This is a genomic window from Shouchella phoenicis, from assembly GCF_047238345.1.
Lineage (GTDB): Bacteria > Bacillota > Bacilli > Bacillales > Bacillaceae_D > Shouchella.
Genome location: NZ_JBDFMQ010000002.1, coordinates 138,430 through 152,626, shown reverse-complemented (window position 1 = coordinate 152,626; position 14,197 = coordinate 138,430). Strand labels below are relative to the sequence as shown.

Annotated in this window: 15 protein-coding genes; 6 read left to right on the top strand and 9 right to left on the bottom strand. The window is 38.1% G+C overall.

Annotation, left to right across the window (positions count from 1 at the left end):
• Positions 1-46: 46 nt before the first annotated feature.
• The 3 genes from ABC361_RS21405 to ABC361_RS21395 all read right to left on the bottom strand — a co-directional run bounded on the left by ABC361_RS21405 (position 47) and on the right by ABC361_RS21395 (position 3,078).
• Entirely contained in the window at positions 47-883 is an 837-nt protein-coding gene (locus ABC361_RS21405) for a carbohydrate ABC transporter permease (protein ID WP_413075966.1), read from the bottom strand.
• Positions 880-1,734: a carbohydrate ABC transporter permease gene (locus ABC361_RS21400; RefSeq protein WP_413075965.1), complete on the bottom strand. Its 855-nt coding sequence runs from the start codon at positions 1,732-1,734 to the stop codon at positions 880-882. The genes ABC361_RS21405 and ABC361_RS21400 overlap by 4 nt, the downstream gene beginning before the upstream one ends.
• Positions 1,735-1,809: 75 nt before the next feature.
• A complete protein-coding gene (locus ABC361_RS21395) occupies positions 1,810-3,078 on the bottom strand; it encodes an ABC transporter substrate-binding protein (protein ID WP_413075964.1) in 1,269 nt (422 codons plus the stop codon).
• A gap of 271 nt (positions 3,079-3,349) precedes the next feature.
• Here ABC361_RS21395 and ABC361_RS21390 point away from each other — a divergent pair, with 271 nt between their 5' ends.
• The 3 genes from ABC361_RS21390 to ABC361_RS21380 all read left to right on the top strand — a co-directional run bounded on the left by ABC361_RS21390 (position 3,350) and on the right by ABC361_RS21380 (position 6,470).
• The gene (locus ABC361_RS21390; protein WP_413075963.1) at positions 3,350-4,390 is read left to right on the top strand and encodes a LacI family DNA-binding transcriptional regulator; all 1,041 of its coding nucleotides are present in this window, start codon (positions 3,350-3,352) and stop codon (positions 4,388-4,390) included.
• Positions 4,391-4,527: 137 nt separating this feature from the next.
• Positions 4,528-5,523, top strand: a complete 996-nt coding sequence (locus ABC361_RS21385; protein WP_413075962.1) for a Gfo/Idh/MocA family protein — start codon at positions 4,528-4,530, stop codon at positions 5,521-5,523.
• Positions 5,520-6,470 (top strand): aldo/keto reductase, encoded by a 951-nt coding sequence (locus ABC361_RS21380; protein WP_413075961.1) that lies wholly within the window; start codon positions 5,520-5,522, stop codon positions 6,468-6,470. The genes ABC361_RS21385 and ABC361_RS21380 overlap by 4 nt, the downstream gene beginning before the upstream one ends.
• Positions 6,471-6,739: 269 nt before the next feature.
• On the opposite strand, the gene ABC361_RS21375 is transcribed toward ABC361_RS21380, so the two are convergent.
• The 6 genes from ABC361_RS21375 to ABC361_RS21350 all read right to left on the bottom strand — a co-directional run bounded on the left by ABC361_RS21375 (position 6,740) and on the right by ABC361_RS21350 (position 11,532).
• On the bottom strand, positions 6,740-7,837 hold the full coding sequence (locus ABC361_RS21375; RefSeq protein ID WP_413075994.1) for a DUF4236 domain-containing protein: 1,098 nt from the start codon (positions 7,835-7,837) through the stop codon (positions 6,740-6,742).
• A 543-nt stretch (positions 7,838-8,380) separates the two neighbouring features.
• The gene (locus tag ABC361_RS21370; protein WP_413075960.1) at positions 8,381-8,848 is read right to left on the bottom strand and encodes a hypothetical protein; all 468 of its coding nucleotides are present in this window, start codon (positions 8,846-8,848) and stop codon (positions 8,381-8,383) included.
• A gap of 909 nt (positions 8,849-9,757) precedes the next feature.
• Entirely contained in the window at positions 9,758-10,093 is a 336-nt protein-coding gene (locus tag ABC361_RS21365) for a hypothetical protein (protein ID WP_413075959.1), read from the bottom strand.
• 93 nt (positions 10,094-10,186) lie between these two features.
• Entirely contained in the window at positions 10,187-10,516 is a 330-nt protein-coding gene (locus ABC361_RS21360) for a hypothetical protein (protein ID WP_413075958.1), read from the bottom strand.
• Positions 10,517-10,747: 231 nt separating this feature from the next.
• Complete coding sequence (locus ABC361_RS21355) at positions 10,748-10,930, bottom strand: hypothetical protein (RefSeq protein ID WP_413075957.1); 183 nt, start codon at positions 10,928-10,930, stop codon at positions 10,748-10,750.
• 230 nt (positions 10,931-11,160) lie between these two features.
• Entirely contained in the window at positions 11,161-11,532 is a 372-nt protein-coding gene (locus tag ABC361_RS21350; RefSeq protein ID WP_413075956.1) for a MepB family protein, read from the bottom strand.
• A gap of 599 nt (positions 11,533-12,131) precedes the next feature.
• Here ABC361_RS21350 and ABC361_RS21345 point away from each other — a divergent pair.
• From ABC361_RS21345 to ABC361_RS21335, 3 genes are read left to right on the top strand one after another with little or no spacing between them, the layout of a single operon-like run.
• The gene (locus ABC361_RS21345) at positions 12,132-12,482 is read left to right on the top strand and encodes a hypothetical protein (protein WP_413075955.1); all 351 of its coding nucleotides are present in this window, start codon (positions 12,132-12,134) and stop codon (positions 12,480-12,482) included.
• A gap of 15 nt (positions 12,483-12,497) precedes the next feature.
• Positions 12,498-13,289, top strand: coding sequence for an ImmA/IrrE family metallo-endopeptidase (locus ABC361_RS21340; protein WP_413075954.1), 792 nt, complete (start codon positions 12,498-12,500; stop codon positions 13,287-13,289).
• The gene (locus ABC361_RS21335) at positions 13,279-14,145 is read left to right on the top strand and encodes a hypothetical protein (protein ID WP_413075953.1); all 867 of its coding nucleotides are present in this window, start codon (positions 13,279-13,281) and stop codon (positions 14,143-14,145) included. Before ABC361_RS21340 ends, ABC361_RS21335 begins: the two co-directional genes overlap by 11 nt.
• Positions 14,146-14,197 lie beyond the last annotated feature (52 nt).

The window sequence follows — 14,197 nt, the reverse complement described above, 5'->3', positions numbered from 1 at the left end:
AACGATTTTTTTATCGTTACTCTTTTTTAGCAATGGCTGATGAAAGTTACTTTAATGCACTTCCTAACATTCCTGAGATGAAATGTTTTTGCATCGCTAGGAAGAAAATAAGAATGGGTACAGTAGCAATGGTGATGCCCATCATGACTTGACCATAGTCTGTATAGGAAACTCCACTAAGCGTTGACAAGGCTACTGGGAATGTATACATGTCCGGTGTTCGGATGGCAATGAGTGGCCACATAAAGTTGTTCCACTGGAACATAAACAAGAAGATTGATGTTGCTGCTAGTGCAGGCTTCATAGATGGTAATACGATTTGAAGAAATATGCGCCATTCCCCTGCCCCATCTAATCTTGCTGATTCCAATAATTCTGTTGGAAAGGAGAGAAAGTTTTGTCTCATTAAGAAGATCGCAAACGGGTAGCAAAGTTGAGGCGCAATCAATGCGAAATACGTATTAAGCAAGTCAAAATTGGCCATCATCTGAAACAAAGGGATTAGTGTCGCTTGATAAGGGATCATCATGGAAAGCAAAAAGACGGTAAAAATAAAATTTCGTCCTCGAAACGTGAATTTAGCAAAGGCGTACGCGGCCGTTGTGCTAATAGCCAATGCCAATACTACATAAATGCCTGCCACAAAAAGCGAGTTAAATAACACGCGCCATATCCCAACATTCGCATCCAAGTTCCGCAAATTTTCCATAAAATGAGTACCTGGGATAAAGCTAGGAGGACTGGAAAACATCGATGCTGAAGGATTCGTTGCCCCAATAAACATCCAATAAAACGGAAAGACGGAGATGATCAAAAAAAGAAGAAGTAATGCATACATGCTGATCTTCCCTATTACGTGTTTGCGTCCATTCAATGTCTTCATGATTTATCACCTGTTAATTTAAATTGTAGAATGGAAAGGACCGCAACAAGCATCACAACCACATAAGCAACGGCACTGGCATAATTAAAATCAAAATATTCGAATCCATTCTCATAGATATACAAACCTAACGTCATCGTGGAGTTCGCTGGTCCCCCACTTGTAAGGTTAAACGGTTCGTCAAATAACTGTAGCGTTCCAATGGTTGATAAGATTCCTGTAAAAAGGATCACTGGTTTTAAACTAGGGACCGTGATAGAGAAAAACTGGCGTATTCGTCCTGCCCCATCCATTTTTGCTGCTTCGTACATTTCATGAGGGATGTTTTGCAAGGCAGCAAGATAGATGATCATATTGTAGCCAGTCCAACGCCACGTCATTGCAAGGACGATGGAAATCTTTGCCCATGTCCCATCCGTCAGCCACGGAATAGCGGACATGCCGAATGTTGTTATTACTTCATTGATGAGCCCATTGTCTTGTAAGAGGACAGAAAAAAGTAGAGAATACGCAACCAAAGATGTGACAGCCGGCAAAAAGAAGGATACTCGGAAAAAGCCCTTCAAACGCAGCAGTTGGCTATTTAATACATTCGCCAAAATCATCGAAAGCAAAAGCATAAAGGGTACTTGTAGAATAAAGATGATAAAGGTATTGAGTAAGGCCGTTTGAAAGATTGAATCATGAATCAATCGTATGTAGTTATCAAAACCTGTGAAGACATAACTGCCCCCCTCAAATCGTTGAAAACTGAGCACAATCGAAGCGAGTATGGGATAGGCAGTAAAAAGTAAAAAGAGAATAACAGCTGGTGCTAAAAAGATATAGGGGGTTGCTTTTGATCGGTTCATTGTCACAGCCCTCTTTCGTCAAGGTGTTGAAGCAATTACGTTTAATTGCTTCAACACATCAGTTTTAATAAATTCTTAATTAATACGGTTCTGTAATTGTTGTTCCGCGCGGGTCATTACATCTGATACATCGGCGCCATTTGCTGCGTCTGATTGCGCTGTTTCTGTTTCATCACGAGCGATCGAATAGTTCCCGGTGTAATTGACGGCAGGAATATCATCCATCATCCCAGCAAACAATTCCCAAATCGCTTGATCACCAAAGTAAGCAACCGGTGACGTAAAGACATCATCCTCGTAGATCGTGTTTAAAGATGGAAATAACCCATTCTCCATTGCGGTTAGTTGAACATCATCGGTAGTTGAAAAGAATTCCATGAAATCGTAGGCAAGTTCAGGATTATTTGTGCCAGCGGAAATCATATAATTACTGCCACCTAAGTTCGATGCTTGGTTTCCGCCTTCTTCCATTGCGGGTAGTGGCATAACACCCCACTGTCCTTCTAAGTCAGGAGCCTGCTCCGTCAAGGACCCTGTTAACCATGCCCCTGTGGGTGCCGTTGCGACGTTTCCATTTGCTAACCCTGTTAACCAGGCATCCCAGCCTACTAGATTTTCATTTAACCCCTCTTGGTGAAGTCGTTGAACGACCTCCATTGCCCTAATTGATTCGTCTGAAGCCAAATTAATTTCTTCGTTCTCATCAAAATAAAACGTTCCTTGTTGATTGAGCATCATTCGATAGACGCCATCATCATTACTAATATCAATACCGGTTAAAGCCACGTCTAGTTCGTCTCTTAATGTATGACCCGCTTCAATAAAATCGTCCCATGTATGGATTTGTTCAACATCGATTCCGGCATCTTCAAACAGATCTGTTCGATAAAACACTCCAGCAGGACCGGCATCAAAAGGGAATCCATAGACGCCACCATCAACTGTCAGTAACTCTGTTTTAAAGCTTGGAAATTTATCGTGATGATCAGTATCAAACCCGTATTCAGAGATGTCCAAGAATGCATCAGAAAAATTAGATAAATAGCCTTGGACGCGATCGTCTTCCACTAGCATGATATCTGGCAATCCTTCTCCATTTGCCTGGAGCCCGGTTGTAATTCGTTGATACACATCAGGTGTGCCAACTTCAATAATTTCCAACTCAAAATCCGGGTGCTCTTCCGCAAATTGCGAGGCCGCTTCTTCAAGTACAGGGATGTTAATATTCCAAGCCCATGCCGTTAAGGTATTTTCATCACCGCTACCGCTAGTCCCCGAACCTCCACATGCCGACAACGTTATCATGGCCACTAATGCTGACGCACTTAAAGATACTTTTTTCATCGTTATGCCCCCTCAGTCAACTCTTTGTTATCGCTTACAAATGTCTTTCTAAAGAATATACGTACTTTATGCAACGTGTTAATTTATATCGGAAACCGGTTTCAGTTAACTTTAAAAAAGAAACACACATTTGTCAACATTCATTTTCGACTCTATCGATTATTCAGTTTTTTGAAGCGTGAAGTAAAATGATTTTGACTAGATTGGCAAACAAATCTATACTTTTGGTAGAAATTGACGTTAGCTTATGTAGAGAAGGAAGAGATTTGGGATGATGAAGAAAGACGGTGTAACCATTTATCAGATTGCAAAAGAGGCAAATGTCTCCCCTGCCACCGTATCTAGAGTACTAACGGGAAAAACAAACGTTCGAGAACCGGCAAAATCAAGGGTGCAGGCGTTAATTAATAAATATAATTTTAAGCCTAATGTCATGGCTCGAAGCTTATATTTAAAACAATCAAAAATGCTTGGCATCATCTTACCTGATATTGATCATCCTTTTTACTCCATGATCGTAAAAGAATTAGAGCGCCAGGCCCTGGAAAAAGGATATACCTGTTTATTATGTAATTCCATGCAGAGCTTTTCAATTGAGCAAAACTACCTGGAAAATTTAATCTCAAGACAAGTGGATGGCATTGTCTTCCTAGGTGGCCGTATCAACCAGACGCACCCTACAGAAGAGTTGGTTAATGGGATGAATGAAGCGTTGCAGCACGTACCGATGGTTTTGGTTAATGGAAAGATGGAAGGTGTCGAAGCTCATACAGTACGAACAGACGAGGCAAATGGGGTTCGGCGTTTAATTGATTTACTCTATAACCATGGTCATCAAACAATCGGTTTGTTGGGTGGCGAGGTGGGTGTCTCGTCAACGGATGAAAAAGTAAGTGTCTTTCGAGAGACAATGGAGCAAAAGGGCTTAACGTTCAAGGAGAGGTGGATTCATAGCAGTGGTTACAGTATTGAAGCTGGTGAACGAGATGCTATGCACCTGATCCATCTTGATGAACGACCAACAGCGGTCTTATGTATCAATGATTTTGTTGCGATTGGGGCAATGAAAATGTTTAAGAAATTTGGGTTAAAAGTTCCCGGGGATATTTCCGTCACAGGTTTTGATGATACGTATTTAGCGGAGCACTTCCCTCCTGGTGTCACCTCTGTCAATCACAACTACAGGAAATTAGCGAAGAAAACAATTGAAACGCTTGTAGGCTTAATTCATTCAGAAGATCAAGTCAAAGAATCGGTCATCCCTACCTATGTGACGGTACGTCACTCCTGTGAAGAATGGCAGCATGATTAATACGCATGTTCCGCTATTCTTCTCTCTGGAAGGGAAATAAGCATTGACAAAAAAGGAATCTCCGTATACGTTTAATTGAAACCGGTTTCTAATTTGATTACATAATGAATGAATAGCTTATGTTAAGGAGATGATGGATGATGGCTAAACAATTAACGTGGGGCATTCTTGGAACCGCTACCATCGCGAGGCAATCAATGGTTCCAGGAATCATTGAATCAAAAACAGGGTCTATCCAAGCGGTCGCGAGTCGGAACTTAGAGAAAGCTGAGGCATTTGCAAAAGAATTTTCCATTCCAAGAGCATATGGATCCTATGATGAACTGCTTGCTGACCCTTCAATTGAAGCGGTGTACATCCCATTGCCAAACCACCTTCATAAAGAGTGGGTTATTCGGGCAGCGAGAGCGAAGAAACATGTCTTATGTGAAAAGCCAATCGCGTTGAATCAAAGTGAATTGGAAGAAATGAAACGAGTTTGTGACGAGCAAGGTGTATTCTTACTTGAAGCTTTTATGTATCGCCATCAGACACGTTATGCCCATATTAAAGAAGCGATTGAAAACGGAGCCATTGGTGAACTACGCGGTATTCGTAGCTCGTTTTCATTCAATAATTCAGAGGCTTTAGAAAATTTCCGTATGAAAAAAGCGTATGGTGGTGGGAGTTTATATGACATTGGTGTATATCCATTAAGCCTAGCTCGTATGATCTTTGATGAAGAGCCAGAAGCCATTACGGTACATTCCTATTCTCCAGCCTCTCACGATGAGGTTGACATGACAGCTGCAGGTCTTGTTGAATTTCAGAACGGGAAGTTTCTGATTTTTGATTGTGGCATGTGGGCTGCTTACCGCAATGATGCGGAAATACTTGGTTCTACAGGTCGGATTACGATACCGAATCCCTTTACAGGTGGTAGTGAAGGCTATCGACTTTTTCAAAATGGAGACGAACAACAGGTGGATGTCGAGGATTGGAATCATTATGCGAAACAGGCCGATTATTTTGCAGAAGTGTTATGGGGAGAGAAGTCCCTTTCAGCTGGGGTGAAAGATTCTCTCGCCAATATGCGCTTACTCGATCGTGCGCTGGCGTCTCATGAAAATAGAAAAAGGATGGTGCTTTTATGACTACATTAAAATCCATACAAATAGAAGGGTTGGCCAAACCGGTCTCTTCACTTGTGATGGGCTCAGATTACTTTACGCCTGTCCATCAAGAAGTGGCAACCGAAATGATTGAGAATTACTTGAAGATCGGCGGAAATACCATTGATACTGCCTTCATTTATAGCGGCGGTTTAAGTGAAGAAGCCATTGGGAATTGGTTAGATGCTGGTAATCGGGAGCGTGTGAACATCTGGACGAAAGGGGGGCATCCCAATGAAAGCGGTCATACGATCAATAAATCGGATTTACAGGAACAGTTGAACACAAGCCTTGACCGGCTTAAAACAGAACATGTGGAATTATATGCTCTCCATCGGGATGACCCTACTGTTCCTGTTGGAAGAATTTTAGAGTGGTTAAATCAATTTGTGGAAGACGGTTACATATCAACGTTTGGTGGGTCAAACTGGGGAACCTCTCGTCTTGAAGAAGCAAACGAATACGCAGCAAAACATGGACTCCGTGGGTTCTCGTTTTCGAGTCCTAACTTAAGCCTAGCTAAGGCGAAGGAAGCGTACTGGCCCGGTTGTATCAGCTTGGATGTTGATGCCATTAACTGGCATCAACGCACAGAGATTCCGGTCCTCTCTTGGTCTTCTCAAGCAAGAGGTTTCTTTACAGGACGTTTTGATCGTCAGGATCGTTCAAATGAAGACTTGGTCCGCGTTTTTTATAATGATCAAAATTGGGAACGATTTGATCGCGCGACGGCATTAGCCCGCCAGAAGAATGTAACCACAATAGAGATTGCCCTTGCGTATGTTCTTAATCAAGCATTTCCAACAGCAGCAATTATTGGGCCTCAGAACAATGAAGAGATGCTTTCGTGTGCAAAAGGGGCTAGTGTGTCGTTAACACCAGATGAAGTGAATTGGTTAAATCTAGACAGTGCTAAACATCTGCTATAAACAAAAAAGGCAACCAATTTCTTTATAGAGAGGAATGGTTGCCTTTTCCAATTAGTGACTACTTTGTCTTAAATCATAAGTAATTTTTTTATTGTATGATGATTAACAGCAGACTGTTATAGATGTATAAGAAACTAAGGCATGAACTTGTGAAGTTTCTAATTAAACGATTGATTAAACCCTATTTGTTGGGATGTAGGTTTTCTTTTAAAGATATATAATTAATTGCATTCAATCTCGACGCCTATTTTAAAATATTTGTACTCTACCTAATTAACCCCAAGCGGTTGAAAACCTTTTGTTTTTAGAAATTTCCATTTTGGCTCAAACCCCTCAATAGCTGCAACTGGCTCTAACATCTCAAAATTAAGCTTCTCAACTTGTTCTTTTGTGCTCTTGATTTCTATTAATTGAAATATTTTTTGATGACCATCTATTGGGTCTATTTTTTCTTCAATTACATGTGAAGAGATTTTATTAACAGCAGGCAAAATGGAGAAACAATCTTTAATGAGTTTTAATATCATTGAACAAATAAATTGTTGATACAAACCATAATAATTTGTTTTTGTTTGTGCTTTCGTCGACAAGCGCCCAGTCTTTGTTAAACTAACTACTTCATTAGGTATAAGGGCATCATTCATGACCAATTCTATCGTTATTTCATCTTCTTTTATTTGAGGTCTAATCTGAATCCCCAACTCATTTTCTATTTTAAAAAATCCCGATTGTCTTAGGAGTTCTATGTATAAGTGAGGACTTGGATTCACATATGTTTGTGCTTGCTGTACATTTTCTGCCCATCGATCATACTCTTGTTTATCCTTCATCATTCCCTTATTAACCTGCTCTTGTAAATGTTTTACTCTATGCAAATCCTTCTTGAATAATTTCTCAAAAAAAGAAGGCTTGTACGCATTTAATGTTTGACTTGCAGCTGCTTCATTCTGACCCATTTCACCGATTTGAAAAGGAGGATCTTGCTTTGATTTAGCTTCCCAATCTATTGGTGTAATAAGAATTCGATGCCACTGAGATAGGGCCGTTATTTGTTTTTCGTATTGATCAACTATATAGGAAGGGCTATTCGTGTAGTCATAGTCTGACTGTGATAGCTGATTCCCTACCCCACTAGTAATCCCTGTACTTGTGGAAGGAGTTTTATTCCTTGATTTTTTACCCGATGAATGGGCGTGTGAATAAGATAGGCCGGTACCAGGTACCCCAACAGTTGTGGTTCTTCTTCCGCTACTATTTATCGAATGTCTAAATCCTTTTCCACCCATACTTACGCCTACTGACTTCTTCCCTACATTTAACCGGACACCCGGTGCTATCTTTACACTTTTCCTAAATCGAAACCCCATCATTCTTCAACCCTTTCTTACTTTATTTGAATACGTTTGAACATTAACGTAAGTTTAACAGTTTTTGAGTATTTTTACTTATTTGTGTGCTGTTAAGAGTGTTAATTGGATAGCCAAGAATAAACAAAATACCTGTAAGAACATCCCCCTCTTCTTTTTATCTGTAACGCTATTTAGCGTTTCTCTTTTGTTGCTCGTTTTTCTCTCTATATACTAAAAATGTTCGCCATAACTTAATAACATTCGAAACAACAAATAAATAATTTCACTTACCATATTTTTTGTTAAAAAAGTAACAATTACTTACCAAACACTAAATGAAGAATTTTTAACCTCGTCATATAAAAATGCTTACGCATTCGATTTTATTAAGAAAATGGGTCAAACAATAAGTTAAAGAAATCTATTGGAAATGGGCTTTGTGAAGGAGTGTTATAAGTAATTTTTTATATAATTATTGTGATGAGCTTCATTCTACTCGGGATACCTAACAGGAAAAAATAACTCCAAGATAAAATTTAACAATTAGCACCTTACTTGCAGTTATATGTTTTTCTTTCTAAGAGAGGATAAAAACATAATGAAAGTAAATGATTTTTCTGTTAACGATAAATTAAGAATAATAGATGTAGCTGCTAATAAACAAGGCGATATAGCTTGGAGCAGTGGAGACGGGCTCAGCAGATTGCGCAACCAGAATCTTGCCCTGGAATTCAATCTATAAAGGTCCCCGACATTTATTTCTTCATTCACTTTCAACTCACTATCATACGTATTCTCGTTAATGGTTCCTATCTCATCTTGAACTGTAACATTTTGAGAAAGACTGCCATCATCTGCATTAGCAATCAAATCGACTCGAATGCCGTAGCTATACTCATCCGTTTCATTTACAAAATAAAAACCTAATCTCTCGTTAAAAAATTCCGTAAGCTCATTTTTGAATTTGTTGGTTGCATGACTGTCCCCAAAAACTGTAATTTGATGGGATATAAAGTCGATCAACCTCATCAAGAGCCTCACTGATTAATTCAGTGTTATTAAGTTTGCCACTAATCCAATAAGTTGACGAGACCCCTTCTACCATACCTGCGTCAATCCTTACAGCGAGGTTGTTACTGTCAAAATATGCAGTGAAACTTCGGTAGTCATCCTCTTGAATTCGCGAATCCTCATACTCCTTTTCAAAAACCTTAAACGTGTCTCCGATGACGGGGCTTTTATTCGCACCCTCACCAGACGGATAAGATCAAAATAATTAGTGAAAGCGGGTATGTTTCTTATCATTGTAATGTCCAATCCTTTATGCAAGATCTTTATCTTTTAACATTTTTCTACTGCGAAATCTCTAAGTGCCTTTCTTTTAATTAGTCTAAGTACTAAAAAGAGGAGAGAAGACTTTTGAGATGAGAGAACATGAAAAATGAACGGCTAATTTTTTAAAAATTATTTTAGAAATGACTGTACTTATAATAGTCGCTATGTACGTCCTTAATGTTCAGTAGGTATAATGAATATCCGAATACAGTTTTATTTCATAGAAAACAGTTTAAAAAATATTAGATTTTAAATTAATCACTCCTTATGTTCCCTATTACATATCCCTTCCCTCTTCTATTTTACTAGATTATAGACCCCTTCATTTCGTGTCATTCACCCACCGGCATCGCTAATATTCTTTTCTATTCGTTTACCATTTTATCTATGTACATGAAAGAGTATATAAATTAGCTCTCTCATATCCCACTTTTCTCTCATATTCTAAGTTGCATTGAGCTTGCTGACATATCACATGTAACGAAAGGAAATCTCCATTCCATCAATACATAATGATAGGTAAGTTATCCTGGTCCCCTATCAACTCGAAATGAATAAGATAAAAAGAGTAACCTTTGCGGTTACTCCATCTACTATCAAGTATTAACCATCATACCCTAGTATCCAGTCACAAGCCCAAGCTGCCGCTGCATTTGAGTCGTAATAATTGTCACAGAATACATCTGTACCTTGGTCAAGTAAGTTTTCAGCTAACCAACCTAATCCAAGACCTGTTAAGAAGCCTACAGCTGTTGAAATTGGACCATATGGTTGAATTTCACCTTCGAATTCCTGAGCATATTCTTGTACTTCCTCTTCAGTTGGTTCTGATGCTGACGCAAATGCGCTTGTACCAAACACCGACCCAATTGTAAATACTGCTACCATTAATAAAGTAAAAAGTGCCTTAAATGAATGTTTTTTTGCATTTTCTCCCATTAGAAAACCTCCTAGAATTTTATAGCTCGTCCACTTCATTTGATTAAACGAAATAAGTACTGTTATGAAAGCTTGAGACCAGAAGAGTAAGTATTAACCATCATACCCTAGTATCCAGTCACAAGCCCAAGCTGCCGCTGCATTTGAGTCGTAATAATTGTCACAGAATACATCTGTACCTTGGTCAAGTAAGTTTTCAGCTAACCAACCTAATCCAAGACCTGTTAAGAAGCCTACAGCCGTTGAAATTGGACCATATGGTTGAATTTCAACTTCGAATTCCTGAGCATACTCTTGTACTTCCTCTTCAGTTGGTTCTGATGCTGAAGCCACTGTTCCCGTCCCGAATACAGCTCCGATTGCAAAAATAGCAGCCATAAACATTGTGAAGATTACTCTTAAAGACTTGTTCTTTACTTCCATGTTATCTCCTTCTTTCCTAATATTGTCTTACACCCCTTATGTTCCCAGTAAACCTAAATATAAACATATAAATTTCAACTTTATTTAAATTAATTCATTTTTTCACACATATAATGCGCCCAATGTCCTATTTAATTAGGTTTTTATAAATGATTAGGTTTATTTAAAAAATTCCTAAAATAAAAAAGAACTTTAGCATATCGCTAGAGTTCTGTTAGTTTAACGGTTTTTTTAAGCTTCTCTCTTTTTAATAACAAAGTTATAGTAAATGAGCATAAAAACGGCTCCGGTAATAAATGAACCTAACACTCTGGGTAATGCAATTTGTGGGTCGGAAGTAAAAAGTAAGTCTAAAGTTATAAACCCAATACACACGATAATTCCTGAAATCATGACGTATTTAAATTGTCTCATCTTAACACCCCTTCTGATAAATTCCTTATTTCCATTCCCTGGGTATGGGATTGGTAAACATAACCAATTATATCATCTCTTAGTTAAAAATATGACAATCATACATCCTGCTGTCTGTTTCCATGAACGTACTCCTTGCTTCGGCCCGAGAGTTACAAAGTAGGCACTTTGCCAGTTCTAATTTCTTTTAGCTATAGGGTAAAGAGCTTTCTCCCACGTTGGTTAAACCCTTATCCCCATTTTAACTTAGTGTTTTCACTTTCTAGAATACGCTTCTCAAGTAAGACATCTTTCGGGAAGATAAATTGACCAACCTCGTTGGAGGTATTAAATACAGTAACAATCAAGAAATGAGGGGCACCTCCGTATGAATATGGTTTATTGTTTTCCCATTTAGCTTTTTCCCATATCGCTACAAATTGCCTCTGTTTCTTTGGTGTTTTTTTGGCTATCCTAAAACGTATTATAGTCGATGAGATCGAGAATAAACCGGCGCCATAACTTGCGTTTTGTTCCTCTTCATGCGACTGATGAGTCACTATTCCCATCGAATTATAGATGGTTTTATTAAGGTGTGAAAACACTTCAATAAAACTGTGCATAACAACCTCCTTATAAATAACAGTGATTTTTCATACAGAACTAACTATATCCATAAACTGAGCGGTAAATAAAAAAGCGTATGACTAAGCACAACTTTATTGATTAAACCTCTGTTTAGTTTTTAATATGAAATAGTAAATAAGATTAGAAGTAGCTAACAATAGCACAGCACCTAAGAAATTTATGGTGAAAGTTCCACTATTGAAAGAAAAAGCTACTAAATGATCGGTGTTAAATACCGTGCCTAGAAAAAATAAGAGGAAATAAGATACAAAAAGAATTATAACTTGTAACAAGAGTCTCGAATTTTTTATGGTCATACAAACACAACCTTGCAGATTAATTTTTATTAATCATAACATAAGTTCTTTACCGCACATTATGACCATACTATGTGCCTCTTGTTAATTGATAAATCAATATTCTTAATTACAAGCACAGAAAACCTTTCCGTTCATCACAAAATTACATTTTTTCTATAAAAAATATTGGGTTAGACGTTAATTATAGAAGGTATATCGAAAATTTGACTATTATTTATAATTTTAATATAAAATGGTTACACTTATTGTATAATGAACGTAAAGGAGGGGTTTACATGACATTAAATAACGAGACCATACTCGACCGTATTAATACGTTTATTGATAAAGAAGGCTTTAAAGTGGAGCATATCGCTAACTTAATGAATAAAAAGAGCACAACGATCTATAACCGCCTCAAGGATTCTCAATCTAAGAGCGTATCACAATTTGCCATTGATTTTGCAGAGGTCATGGGACGAAAGCGGACTTTCTTTATAGAAGAAGATTTTCAGTACATGCCTACCGTTGAGCGAGATAAAGAAGTGATCGCCTTCTCTTCTGGTAAAGAGTTAAGCGAAGAAGGCAAAGAAGCTTTAGGTAAATTAAACGTAGTTTGTGAGATCATTAAAAACTATAGCCGGTAATAAGGAGGTTTTATGATGCCTGGATTAACTTCAGACGAGCTGCACCTCATTTTGGAGAAAAACAAGGAAATTCATGACGAGGTCCAACAACATGTTTTGGAATACCGCCAGCAACTACAGCCTAGAGGATGGTCATCGATTGAAGGGGCTAAAAAGTGGATGAAAGATAATCATTATTTGCTACAAGCACCCATCAACGATGAATCGTTAGGTGGGTTTATTCGTTTCCAGATAAACAATACGCACATCTGTTTTATTAATACTCGGCAACCTCGGGTTTATCAGAACTTCACTTTATTTCATGAGTTATATCATATCCTCTCAACCAATCAGCTTAACCAGGAAAGCACCACACACTTAATTGAAGCAGATTTAGATAGGGATCTTGTAGAACGTAGTGCCGATTATTTCGCGTCACTCATGCTGATGGAAGAAACTGCTACGATCAACTTCTTTAACAGCTTAAATGAAGATGAATTGCTGACGAAAGTCTTTCATACGATGAAAAATTTCTCATCCCCTTACAAAGCGGTCTTAATACGCTTATATGAACTAACCTTAATCTCAATGGATGACTTGTTTAACAATTTTGATACAAAGCATAACTATATAAAGGCGTTCTCTCTATTAGGATTTGATAGCATGCCGGTCGAAAAAAGCCTAACGGTAGATTTTACTCAGGTTGAAAAATTAATGGCGTCTAACAAAGACATGCTCCCAGACATCGCTCATGAAGATAACCAGTCCGTATTCAATGATGTGTATGCATATTTTGCTACCCTAGCGGGAGGAAATCATGCAAATTAGTTCTGACAGCAATATCGTTACAGACCTTGACGCGATTCATGCCCTATTAAGAGCGGAAAACGAGCACATCCTTTTATACGATACAGGAGCAATTGCGAGACACGAGAATGGCTATCATGCCACAGACCATTTCATTTTAGATACGTACAATCTGACGTCAGTCGTTTTCATGACAGAGACCATTTATAACGAATTGAATATGGATGATAAGTTCAATTTAAGGTACCAAATTTATTTAGATAAATTCGATTCTATTGCGGTGATCGCTGAAGAAGATTTTTTCTCTTTCTTCTCTTCGGTTATTACAAATCAGCACAAGGCATTCAGTTTAATGGTTCATGCTGCAAAGAAGGCTTTTCAATTACTTCCCTCTCTCAAACAGAGAATCGAACAATGCAAAGATTATACAGATTTACACCGTAGCTATAATCAGTATTTTATAGGCAGCCGTGAGAAGAATAAAGGAGAGTTCTCCTTGCTATTTTTGTCAAACTTGCTCTTACTGGCCTATCCAAATAAAAAACATCGTTTCATCAGTATAGATAAAGACGTCTATGATATTGTTGATAATTGCTATTTACGGCAGAGTGCGATAAGAGAACAAATTGCGGAAAACGTAAAGCGAGACGTTTCCATCTTTAGCACCGATACGTTGCTCTCTTCAGACATTTTGGAGAAGCGTATTGACGATACGAACTATTCAACGTTATTTCAACATTTTAGACAACCTGAACGTAAAGTGATGTATAAAGTGTACGAGCGGAGCATACTAACGGAAGGGATTAAGTCTGATTCCTTTTCAAATGATGAGTTTTTAAACAAAGTTCGAAAAAAAGATATTCAGGTTATCTATTAAAAACTTTTCCTTTAATAAAGAGTAACGTCTTCGCTGTTGCTCTTTATTTTCC

Bases quoted from the DNA above. Each gene is read 5' to 3' on its own strand.
- ABC361_RS21360 (WP_413075958.1), bottom strand. From the start codon at position 10,516: ATGGAAGTAAAGAACAAGTCTTTAAGAGTAATCTTCACAATGTTTATG.
- ABC361_RS21385 (WP_413075962.1), top strand. From the start codon at position 4,528: ATGATGGCTAAACAATTAACGTGGGGCATTCTTGGAACCGCTACCATC.
- ABC361_RS21355 (WP_413075957.1), bottom strand. From the start codon at position 10,930: ATGAGACAATTTAAATACGTCATGATTTCAGGAATTATCGTGTGTATT.
- ABC361_RS21405 (WP_413075966.1), bottom strand. From the start codon at position 883: ATGAAGACATTGAATGGACGCAAACACGTAATAGGGAAGATCAGCATG.
- ABC361_RS21340 (WP_413075954.1), top strand. From the start codon at position 12,498: ATGCCTGGATTAACTTCAGACGAGCTGCACCTCATTTTGGAGAAAAAC.
- ABC361_RS21335 (WP_413075953.1), top strand. From the start codon at position 13,279: ATGCAAATTAGTTCTGACAGCAATATCGTTACAGACCTTGACGCGATT.
- ABC361_RS21395 (WP_413075964.1), bottom strand. From the start codon at position 3,078: ATGAAAAAAGTATCTTTAAGTGCGTCAGCATTAGTGGCCATGATAACG.
- ABC361_RS21380 (WP_413075961.1), top strand. From the start codon at position 5,520: ATGACTACATTAAAATCCATACAAATAGAAGGGTTGGCCAAACCGGTC.
- ABC361_RS21345 (WP_413075955.1), top strand. From the start codon at position 12,132: ATGACATTAAATAACGAGACCATACTCGACCGTATTAATACGTTTATT.
- ABC361_RS21375 (WP_413075994.1), bottom strand. From the start codon at position 7,837: ATGGGGTTTCGATTTAGGAAAAGTGTAAAGATAGCACCGGGTGTCCGG.
- ABC361_RS21400 (WP_413075965.1), bottom strand. From the start codon at position 1,734: ATGAACCGATCAAAAGCAACCCCCTATATCTTTTTAGCACCAGCTGTT.
- ABC361_RS21370 (WP_413075960.1), bottom strand. From the start codon at position 8,848: ATGAGGTTGATCGACTTTATATCCCATCAAATTACAGTTTTTGGGGAC.
- ABC361_RS21390 (WP_413075963.1), top strand. From the start codon at position 3,350: ATGATGAAGAAAGACGGTGTAACCATTTATCAGATTGCAAAAGAGGCA.
- ABC361_RS21365 (WP_413075959.1), bottom strand. From the start codon at position 10,093: ATGGGAGAAAATGCAAAAAAACATTCATTTAAGGCACTTTTTACTTTA.
- ABC361_RS21350 (WP_413075956.1), bottom strand. From the start codon at position 11,532: ATGCACAGTTTTATTGAAGTGTTTTCACACCTTAATAAAACCATCTAT.